We start from the raw sequence: 10,643 nt of genomic DNA, 5'->3' as shown, positions 1-10,643 counted from the left end.
TGTAGTGATGTGATGGACGCCTCAGCACCTAAGCTTGCAGTATTATGCCAAGCTTAAAGCTGACAAATAGTTCTGGAGGTTTCCATCATGGATATTAAAGTTATTGGTATCGATTTAGCCAAAAATGTTTTTCAAGTTTGTGTTTGTCTTATGGATAACTCTGTCATGAGTAACAAAAAGGTTAACAGAAACAAGCTGCTCGATAAAATTAGACAATTCCCCGAAGGTAGCCTTATTGCTATGGAGGCCTGTGGTACGGCGCATTACTGGGGAAGACAATTTCAAGCTCTTGGTTATCAAGTGCAATTGATCCCTGCTCAACATGTTAAGCCATTTGTTGCAAATCAAAAGAATGATGCCAACGATGCCCTCGCTATATGCGAAGCGGTTTTCAGACCTAATATCCACATGGTTCCAGTTAAAACTGTTGAGCAACAAGACATTAAAGCATTACGTTGTGTACGTAGTCGTCTCGTTCAAAATCGAACCGCCATGGTCAATCAAATTCGAAGCCTAGCGAGCGAGTCTGGTGTGATCTTCTCTGTCGGCAGGTTGCAATTACAAGCATCACTTAGCCGTATTTTAGCAAATAATGAGCATGAACTGTCTCATACGCTTCATTACCTGTTAAAATTTTTATATGAAGATTTATGTGTTTTAAATGAGAGAATTAATCAAATCGAGCGCGACATTAAAGCGCTATGTCAAATCCAACCTCGCTACAATGCATTGCTGTCGATCCCTGGCTTTGGACCATTAGTCACAGCAAGCTTTATGAGTGAATTAGGTTCGGGTCATCAATTTAAAAATGGCCGGCAATTATCTGCATGGTGTGGCTTAGTGCCATCGCAATCGAGTTCTGGTGGAAAAAGCGTTTGCGTAAGACGTTAAGCATCACGTAAAAGTTTACATGCACTGATGAATAAACGGTCAACCGTACCTATTAGAGCCTGACTTGACCAAGGCATTAAATGCCGATGTAGTGATAAGGTAATAGGTTTCGGATTTACATCATGGCGCGGGTAAAAAGCCTATTTAGACGCCGAATATATGGTAGTGAACCAATCATTCAAAAGTGTTGTAAAAGCTGAGGCGTCCATATATGGTCAAGTAAAACTGACCACAGGGTTATAGCTTTTTCATATTTTTGATAATCAGAAATGCTTTCATTAGAGCAAAAGTCCTAACACGAAAATGTCCCAACTCGTGTCAGGCCGATCAGTTCAGGCACGTTTATGCCCCATTGCGAGTTATCAGCGTGATGAGCAACTGACTTTGTTAGTTTGCAATTGACCAAATTTTAGTAATGCTACAGAGTGTCTATAGAAATCGGGCCGTAGCAGATATCACTCATCTATATCATCAAAAATGCTTCGACTGCTCGTATAGCTTACATTCGGTTCATCAACTATGATATCTCGCGAAGTCGAGCTGTCTTCCTCCGGTGGGTTTTCATCAACCCATTCTTGAACTAGCATGCGCTGTTTTTCAATAATATTTCTAATACGCAAACTATGTGGATATTCATCTATAATGCCTGAGAGCAGTTGAGTAAAACGCTTCATGTGCCATTCTGGGTCTTCTTCGGGATCGTGCTCTTCTTGATATAAACAACGCACTTCCTCAATTCGCGGCAGTAATTCAGTACGAATCGCTTCTCTTAGTATTCTCAGCTCCCTATCATTTAATAGTGAACGAAGCTCAGGGTCACTTAGAACTCTAGCATCTTCGCCATTTTGTGCATATTTCGAGACCGTAATTACCAGTGTTTTACGCGCGTTTTCTGGCAATAGGTCTAGTTTGAACAAGCGAATAGCTAGATCGACTTCTACTGAAAAATCTAAGTTTGGCGTTGGGGTAGTGATATGATCAATTAATTTGGGGTCAGCGCTGAGATACAATTCAAGAAACTGCTTGTTACACCGTCCGACTAAAAAACTTAGCAGTTCTCGTCGGGCCCACCATCCTGACATCCATTGTGTCTTGTAGGCAGAGCTTGTTTTATATGTAGTAAGTCGCTTAATGAGTAATTCAAACATAGAACTAGGCAGCACAACTGCTCTTTCAATGTCTACGTCGCCACAAGTTATCTGACGCATCAGCTTTTGGATATCGCTACCGCGGACATAAATCCCAAGCAACTCAGGGCTGCCTCGAAGCATGACAGAGTATGCGTCTCCAATAGTCGGGTGTTTGAAGGTCCAAAAAGACTTTCCGTCCGAATTCACGTGGACTACTAGACTATCGCGCAGTGCTTCGAGTGCAGCAGTACACCCTCCCAAGTCACTGCCCAATCGCCTCAGAGTATCATCCTCGGCAGCTGTCAGTGTGACCGGGCTATGCAATTGACCGTTGGACATATAAATTAATGCCAATGCTGCTTTGCAACCGGCGTCTAGCTCTTTACAGGTATCTATGAGGAATTGCTCGCGCTTATCTACAAACCTCTCCAAGCTCCAATCAGACAGATACAAATTTTGGGTGAAAAATGGATCTGCCAACCTCCTAGCTGTTTCCGGAATGAACCTATTATGATCTGCAACAGACCCTAAATGTGGTTTCACCGCAGCACGAAACTTTCTAGGTTGTCTTCCAAGCTTTAGATGGTTGTAGAGAATTTGCCTCCGTTCGTCAGACGTTAGGTTATGAACATCTATAACAACCTGACTCTCCTGGAAGAGCGGAAAAGCACCGTCCTTCAAATCCTGACGTGCACGATTATAGATGTAGTCACGTGACGTCATAACGATACGGTTTCCTTGGCGAAGAATGGTTCTTACCTCATTGAGGATATGATTCCAACCGGAGGCAAGGCTACTTTCATACTGAGTCACTCCGAATGCGTCATCGATCCAGAATAGTTGGGACTTTTCATTAGGATTCCAACGCTCAACGACAGACTGGGGCGTCATTAACTTAACCACAGACGCTCCCCATTGGTCAGCAGATGACATCGCAAGCAACGATGCAATGGTCGTCTTTCCTGAGGCTGGCTCGCCAACTAGAAGCACGAAACGATGCGTGTCGAGAGCTTTAGCTGCTTTTCGATAAGACTCTGTTAAAACGACTTTAGCTAGATCTTCTTTCATTGATTCGAGAACTGCTTTGGCCTGAGCATATGCTCGTTCGTCTAGAATTTGGCTCAAGTCTCCGAGACCGTAAACTCTTGGAACCATCATCCTTAAATGCTTATTCTCACGAATTTGGTCCTCCAGCCAAGTGGAACCAAATATAAGTAACTCTTTGATTCCTGCTTCTTTGGACCTTTCCTTAATCTTTAGTTCGGTAGCACCGGAAACGCCAGCATTTGTCATTAGAATATAAATGTCACACTCATTCTTGTTGACTAATCGTTCGGCCTTGCTGAATTCGTCTTCGAGATCTGATGGTGTGAGAGTGTGCCCAACGCGAGCGGTGAACTTACATTGGATCACAAAGCGACCAGAGAACAACTCACCATTCTGTTGGCTCCAGATACCCGAAAATGCTCCATCTCTACCACCGTCATTAGTATCTAGAAAGGACTGGACCGTTTGACCGAGGACTTCGCGCAATACCGAAAGGCACAATTGTTGAAAGCTGTGCCAGCCAAGAGTATGAAGATGAAACATATAATTCTAAATCCATGTCTATTTTATTGGCTTAGCTTACATCATGACATCTTAATCAGAAACACTTCAAAGGCCACAGTAGCTGAGTTTTGACTGAATGAACAAAAGGCCTATCATGGCTTCCTTAGTTGTTTCATTATATTATTTCTGACGCCGAAAATTACAATCATTTGGTACTTGTAAAGCCACTTTATTGTTCGCGTGTTTGCTAAGAAATCAAGCGTCGCATCTGCCTGATTTTGCAATAAGCCAAAATGCAGCAGAAAGGTATTTGGATTTAGCTGTTCAAAGCGCTGGAGTAATCAATGCAGCCAAATGTTAACAAGGCAATTAGTTCGAGAGACAAAAAGTACACGTAATCGCAAAGATCTGCGTGAATCCGAGCAAGATAAGATTGCCTGCGGAGAAAACACTTCGCTGCAATTGGCGTGAACCACCATGTCGTCACTACGCTGAATGAGGCGCTTAACGGTTAAAGCGCTAGCCGACTTAGGCTAGCGAACATTGTATCGATTAATCAAGGGATAGAATATCTGATGAGACTGGTTTTGGATTTAACTAATTGCTATGGGATCAATCGGCTACAGAAGGAATTTGATTTTTCAAAAGCTAATGGTGTTGAAGGAGTGTATTCGCTATATGCCCCTAACGGTACTTTAAAAACGTCATTGGCGAAAACATTCAAAGATGTTGCAGAAGGCAAAGCTTCAAAAGATGCGATTTTTCTTGAACGCGAAACGACGAGAACGATCACCATCGATGACAATGAGATTAGTCCTGCGCAGCTAATGGTTATTAACTCGTATGACGAGAGTTATAGTTCAAAACAGGTTTCGACCCTTTTGGTTAACGAAGTATTGAAGCGCGAATACGACGATGCGCTTAAAGAAGTTGACGATAAAAGAGCATTGCTCATAAAAGAATTGGCCAAAAGATCTGGTCGGCAGCATAAGGCTATCGCAGAGATGATTTGTGAAACCTTTAATCGCCCTGAGACAGATTTTTTTGAACTTCTCGGTGAGTTAAGAACGACTGTTACACAGGACTACTCCGATCTTGCTGGCTACAGACATGCAGATCTATTTAATCCTAAAGTATTGGAGCTCATTACATCAGATAACTTTGATCAAGAATTAACCGAATATGTTGAAACCTACGACAAGTTAATTAGCGAATCAGCCGTACTTTCCAAAACTTTTAACCATCAGAAAGCCGGAGCAGTGTCCAAGAGTCTTTCTGATACTGGCTTTTTCAGCGCGTCCCATACTGTGAATCTATCAATAAATGGGGTTAAACAAGAAATAACATCTAAAGACCGCTTAGATGAAATCTTACAGGAAGAACAGAATAAAGTCTTCCAAGATCCTGTTTTAAAAGAAAAATTTCAGCGTGTTGATAAAAAACTATCAACCAAAGAGACACAATCATTTCGGGATTTTATTGCTGAGCACCAAGCTCTTTTACCCGAGTACAAGAATATTCCCGATCTTAAGAAAAAGGTCGTTTGCGCTTATTTGCAAGCACATCGATCCCTTTGGGAAGATTTGATCGCTACATACCAAGTAAACCAACAAATCATAAGAGGTATCGTCGAACAAGCCAAACAACAGGAAACGACCTGGAAAAACGTTGTTGGTATTTTTAATAAGCGATTTTCAGTACCGTTTAAACTTCGAGTCGATAACCTCGAAGAGGTGATCCTCAATGCTGCAGCCCCAGCTATCACTTTTGATTTTGATGATGGCCGAGGAGCAACGAAGGAAGTAAAACGCGAGACTCTTTTACAAACCCTGAGTCAAGGTGAAAAACGAGCACTGTACATCCTCAACGTACTTTTTGAGATTGAGATCCGTAAGAATGCTGGAATACCGATCTTGATTACCATTGACGATATTGCAGACTCCTTTGACTACAAAAATAAATATGCTATCGTCGAATATCTTAAAGACATTGCTCAAGTAGGACACTTCTACTTGCTGATTCTTACGCATAATTTTGATTTTCATAGAATTATTAGTAGCAGAATCATCGGGAATGGAAGAGTTGAGCGTGAGAGGAAATTGATGGCCTCCAAGTCAGCTCGAGAGGTCAGGCTTTCTCAAGAAACTTACCAGAATGATGTCTTCAAGGTTTGGAAATCACGTTTGCACAGCAACGAAGCATTCATGCTTGCTAGCATTCCATTTGCAAGAAACCTTGCAGAATACTGTGGGCACCAAACTTCTTACGATACCTTAACTTCGTTACTGCACATCAAACAAGCCAGTCTGGATATTACCGTTGCGGAGTTGCAAAGCATCTATCGCACAGTATTTGCAGACAAGCCTGAGCTGATTTTGCCAAATGGTGATTTTCACGTGATCAATAGAATTCTGCAGGTTGCGGATGAAATATCACAAGGTGGAAATGAGACACCAGAGCTTGAGTTTAAAGTCATCCTCGCTATGGCTATACGGCTAAAAGCAGAGCAATTCATGATAGCAGCCATTAATGACGAGCCGTTCGTTCATGACATCCAGTCAAATCAGACCAGAGCGTTGTTTGATAAATATAGCGACCAGTTCCCTGCTCAAGTTGAGACTATAAGCTTACTGGACCAAGTTAATGTGATGACTCCAGAAAATATTCACTTAAATTCGTTCATGTACGAACCGATTCTAGATATGTCAGCACACCGTTTGTACGGGCTGTACAATGAATTGAACCAATTATTATAAGTTGCAATCGTCCTTTCAGTTTGAACTGATAGTTTTTTTAGCTTTGGACTGGTGACATGACATATCTAGATTTTTGTCACCAGTTGTATAGTTCAACTATGAACATGTATAAAATTGATCTGATCCAATTCTTTTGGACGTCTCGCTAAATTAGTAAACTCGCTTATTGATACCCCCAAAAACATTCACACTCCAGAATTTAAAACTGAAGCACTGAAGCTTGTTCAGGAAATTATTGTAGCTGCATCTGCCTGTGATTTAGGAAACTCCTTCATCAGTTTCTTTAGCGCTAAATGCGGGTTGCAATACTTATGATAATCCGAGAAATCGAGATTAGAGCAAAAACGTTAACAAGGAATTGTCCCGATTCGAGTCGGTGGGTTCATCGCTGGCTCATTCCTGCCCCAAAGCTTGCTAGCTCTCATCACTCAGTGTTAGCTGAATGCTCCGATTAGGTATACTTTTCGTAATGCGTTTTTTACTTCAAGCACCTCTTTTGACAGTGCTTTACGCCTCGCCAAAGGAGGTGTTGCCCCCAATCGCCAACGAGCCTAACCGTAAGGATACGGTTGACACGACGCAGCCGGAGTGACTGCGTCTGTTCAATTCACGCACTTAAACGACCAATCGTTTCACTGATTTCAGCGACCAGTTTAAGTATGATTGGGGTAATGCTAACCGGCTGATTGTATGGCGTTAAATCCTTCAATAACATCTTCATTAATTTCATCAAAGAGATCATCTGCCTGAGCAAAAATAAACTGTTTTAGAAACTGATCGATGCGGATATTGAGCTTAAAAGGTGGAATACTAACCCCGTCTACCTTTTCAAAGTAAGCCTTGGCATTGGCCTTATCAACGGTGTCTTTAAGGGCGTCAAAGCGACCAAAGTTGTTAAGACTCTTCTCATTAACACTGTTGCTCATTAAATTAACAAGTAGGTTTTTATCTAACCCTAACGCACTGACCAGCGCATTTAATTGCGCATTTTCAGCGTTGTCTTTGTAGTCGTTGATGTAGTCTCTAAAGCTGTGGCCATCGATTAACTGCGCATCACCGCGTTGTAAATCATGTAAGAAAAGCTTGGCGTACTTTTGTTCTACTTGGGTCAGTGAAGAGAATGACTTATGCAGCTCGTTGAGCGTGAGTTCGATGCTGGCTTGATCTTGGTGTTGATTGAGCTCTTTTAGAAATTTATCAAAGCGACTGTTCATATAGTCGGCATCAATTTTTCCAGTATCAATTTCAGTTAAATAGCCACTGATATCAAAAGGCACATCGCCACCACCTGCACCGCCACCATTACCTTTTGATGCGAGTTCTTTATATCGCAGCACGAGGCTCAGATAGGTTAGTTCATCAATCGCCAGCGTCACCTCATGCTCACTACTGCTCTCGTCTGCAAAAGAGTCCGTAAATGCATAGACCAACTGATCCCAATGTAAACCTTGTACCTTCGCTGCTTCTAGGTGCTGGTTAAAGACTTTAAATAGTTCGGCAAACTTTGCGCACGCTTCGACATCTTCGGGCAGTTTTTCAAAACTCGCTACACCGGCACTGATGAACAACTCGGTAATGTCACCCGCTAATTCATTCATTGCTTCCAAGTTACTTTCTAGCCTATCAACAAACAAGCCCATGGGTCTGTCGCCAGAATACAGTTTGACCGCATCGTTAATATGACGCTCCATCGTATGCGGGTAACGGTAGTAACGGATAATGCCATGCGGCTTATCAGGGCCAAACAAACGATTGGTACGCGAGAAGGCTTGAATGATGTTTTGGTATTTAATCACCTTATCTAAATACAAAACATTCAGCCACTTGGAGTCAAAGCCGGTGAGCATTTGATCTACCACAATCAGTAAGTCCAACTGCTTGGCGGGTTCGGTATGAATGCGTTCATAGGGTTTTTTGTGCGCTAGGCGTGCGGCTAAGTCTTTCTTAAAAGCCGCATGGCGAGCAAAATCAAAGTCTTGGCCATAGCAAGCATTATAATCGCGCATAATTTCTTCTAGGCCATCACCTTTAAAGGTAGGGCCTCGGTTTCCACTGCCGCCATCGTTATCAATATTTGGGTCAAACAAGGCAGAGATTTTAAGCTCAGGTTTGGCGGCTTTTAAACGACGATAATAATCGATGGCCTCGGCGATGCTGTTGGTGGCCAAGATTGCGTGAAATTTATTGCCTTGGCTGAGCACATCCCATCCATCAATAATATCAGCCACCACCTTTTCTTGGTGGGTATCGGTCAAGTATTGGCTTTTGGGGATATAGTCTTCAATGCCTTTGGTATATTGACCCGTTGCATCTTTAAAGCCTGCCATAGGCACGTCTTTCATAAAATAATTAAACTTTTGCTTTTTGGCGGGATCGTCCATGGCTTCTGCTACGGATCCAGCTTTCGCTTGTTCTAACGCCACCGCTTGTTTTAAATCACTGTCTCTAAAGGTGGGCACTTTATAGGGGTCAAAGCCTAGTACGTTACCATCGCGAATACCATCAGCTATGCTGTAGCGGTGCAGCTCGTTACCAAACACGGTACTGGTGGTATTGCCGTTTTTTTCATTTTCTTCTTGGATCGGGGTGCCAGTAAAGCCGAAAAATAACGCGCGTGGAAAGGTAATTTTAATAATACCCAGCATGTCACCAAAGGTTGAACGATGCGCCTCATCAATAATAAATACCAAGCGTTTAGCGCGGATTTTTTCAACATCGGCGCTATTGGTGGATATAAGTGTTGCTGTGCCTTCAGCATGCCCATTGTCAGCAGCAACGGCTTCAAAAATATTACTCATTTTTTGAATCGAGCTAACAATGAGGGTGTCGGCTGGGGACGAGCTTTTTAATTTCGTTACCAATACATGGGTATTTTCGGTCGCTTGAACATCTTCGCCATCGCCCGCAAAATTACGGTATTCCGCCAGCGACTGGGTGCCTAGTTCAATTCGGTCCATCAAAAAAATCACTTTATCGGCATCTTTTGACTGGGCAATTAGCTGCGCCGATTTAAAGCTGGTCATGGTTTTACCCGAGCCGGTGGTGTGCCAAATATAACCACCTAACCTATCGACGTTGTTGGCGCTACTGCCCATTTGCTGCCAGTTGGTTTTGGCTACCTTATCGGAGATGGCATTGGCGGCGAAATACTGGTAACTGCGCATCACTTTCAGCACGCCATCGGTGTCATCGGCCACGGTATAAAAGCCTATCAACTGATGCGCCATCGGGATGGATAACAACGTTGAGGCGATGTCTTTCCAATGGTTCATGGGCTCGTTATTAAAGTCGGCCCAGTTAAACTGGTAATCGGGGTTAAACTTGCCATCCATCCCCGGGTTGGCAAAGTATTTGGCATCAAGAGGCTCCATGGCGACAAACACTTGAATGAGTGAAAACAGGCCGCTAAAAATACCTTCTTTGGAATACTTTTCGATTTGGTTAACCGCTTGGCTTACTGGCACACCACTACGTTTAAGCTCCACATGAATAACCGGCATACCGTTAATCAGCAACAACACGTCACCGCGCCGGTCATTACGCAAGGGGCTACCGCGTTCAAACTTAGGCTGCTGCACAATTTGGTAACGGCTTTGGCCTGCCGCGATTTCTTGGCGATCATAAATCTTTAAGCTGACTTCTTTACCAAGATGCAAACTATCGGCGGGGTTATCGCGCTTAATGGCCACGGTTTTGCCGTTGATTAAGCCATTGAGCTTGAGCGGGGTTTTCAGTTCTTTAATCTGCTCAATAATCTGTTGCATTTCCGTTGCCGTCAGTGGCACGTCGTTTAAGCGGTCTTGCTGGCGATTGTTCTCAAATAAAATGTTCGCCCAGTTTTGCAGTAAATCCGCTTCGGTTTTGTTTTTGAGTATCTCGCTCTCCCAGCCCTTGTGGGTAAGCACTTCGATAAAAGCCTGTTCAAATTGTGCTTCGGTTTTAAAGGTGGTCATGGCTGTGCTCCCTGCTAAACAAACATTTTGTTCAAGCAGGCCTGCTTGATGTTAGTAAGTTTGGTGATTTGTTGTTGGTGTTGGTTGATGAGCGCATCGAGTTTTTGGAAATAATTGCCGATGGCGGTTTGTTCTTCCCTTTCAGGGACGCATATTAATAAACTGCGAACATTACTTAATGAAATAAATTTCTGTGTTCCACCACTAGCAAAATCATCCAACTGCTGAGTTGTAATTGGCGACTGCAAAAAATAATAGCTGTATAAAAAATCCATTTCGTTTTTATCTTTGATTAAAGCCACATTCTTTATTGCGAAATCTGGAGTCTGTCTAATTAAAGCAATATTACCTATAGTGCCAAT

The 10,643-nt window shown here is 42.8% G+C and carries 5 protein-coding genes and 1 pseudogene; 3 read left to right on the top strand and 3 right to left on the bottom strand.

Annotated elements, in window-relative coordinates; genetic code table 11:
• Positions 1-87 precede the first annotated feature (87 nt).
• A pseudogene (locus tag L5M49_RS24400) lies at positions 88-870 on the top strand (IS110-like element ISSba8 family transposase); the annotation flags it as partial.
• Positions 871-1,346: 476 nt separating this feature from the next.
• On the opposite strand, the gene L5M49_RS24395 reads toward L5M49_RS24400, so the two are convergent.
• Entirely contained in the window at positions 1,347-3,611 is a 2,265-nt protein-coding gene (locus L5M49_RS24395; protein WP_259483842.1) for a restriction endonuclease, read from the bottom strand.
• A 315-nt stretch (positions 3,612-3,926) separates the two neighbouring features.
• Between L5M49_RS24395 and L5M49_RS25370 the strand changes: the two genes are divergently transcribed.
• Complete coding sequence (locus tag L5M49_RS25370; RefSeq protein ID WP_375163559.1) at positions 3,927-4,043, top strand: hypothetical protein; 117 nt, start codon at positions 3,927-3,929, stop codon at positions 4,041-4,043.
• Positions 4,044-4,159: 116 nt separating this feature from the next.
• Positions 4,160-6,328, top strand: coding sequence for a hypothetical protein (locus tag L5M49_RS24390; protein ID WP_259591708.1), 2,169 nt, complete (start codon positions 4,160-4,162; stop codon positions 6,326-6,328).
• A gap of 674 nt (positions 6,329-7,002) precedes the next feature.
• On the opposite strand, the gene L5M49_RS24385 is transcribed toward L5M49_RS24390, so the two are convergent.
• Entirely contained in the window at positions 7,003-10,281 is a 3,279-nt protein-coding gene (locus tag L5M49_RS24385; protein ID WP_263170305.1) for a type I restriction endonuclease subunit R, read from the bottom strand.
• 14 nt (positions 10,282-10,295) lie between these two features.
• Positions 10,296-10,643, bottom strand: a 348-nt coding sequence (locus L5M49_RS24380; RefSeq protein WP_263170303.1) for a restriction endonuclease subunit S, incomplete at its 5' end; no start/stop codon positions are given.

Origin of the sequence: Shewanella sp. SM74 (assembly GCF_025653725.1) — a bacterium.
GTDB lineage: Bacteria > Pseudomonadota > Gammaproteobacteria > Enterobacterales > Shewanellaceae > Shewanella > Shewanella oncorhynchi.
The sequence above is the reverse complement of the archived record's forward strand: the minus strand, read 5'-3'. Positions and strand labels throughout refer to the sequence as shown.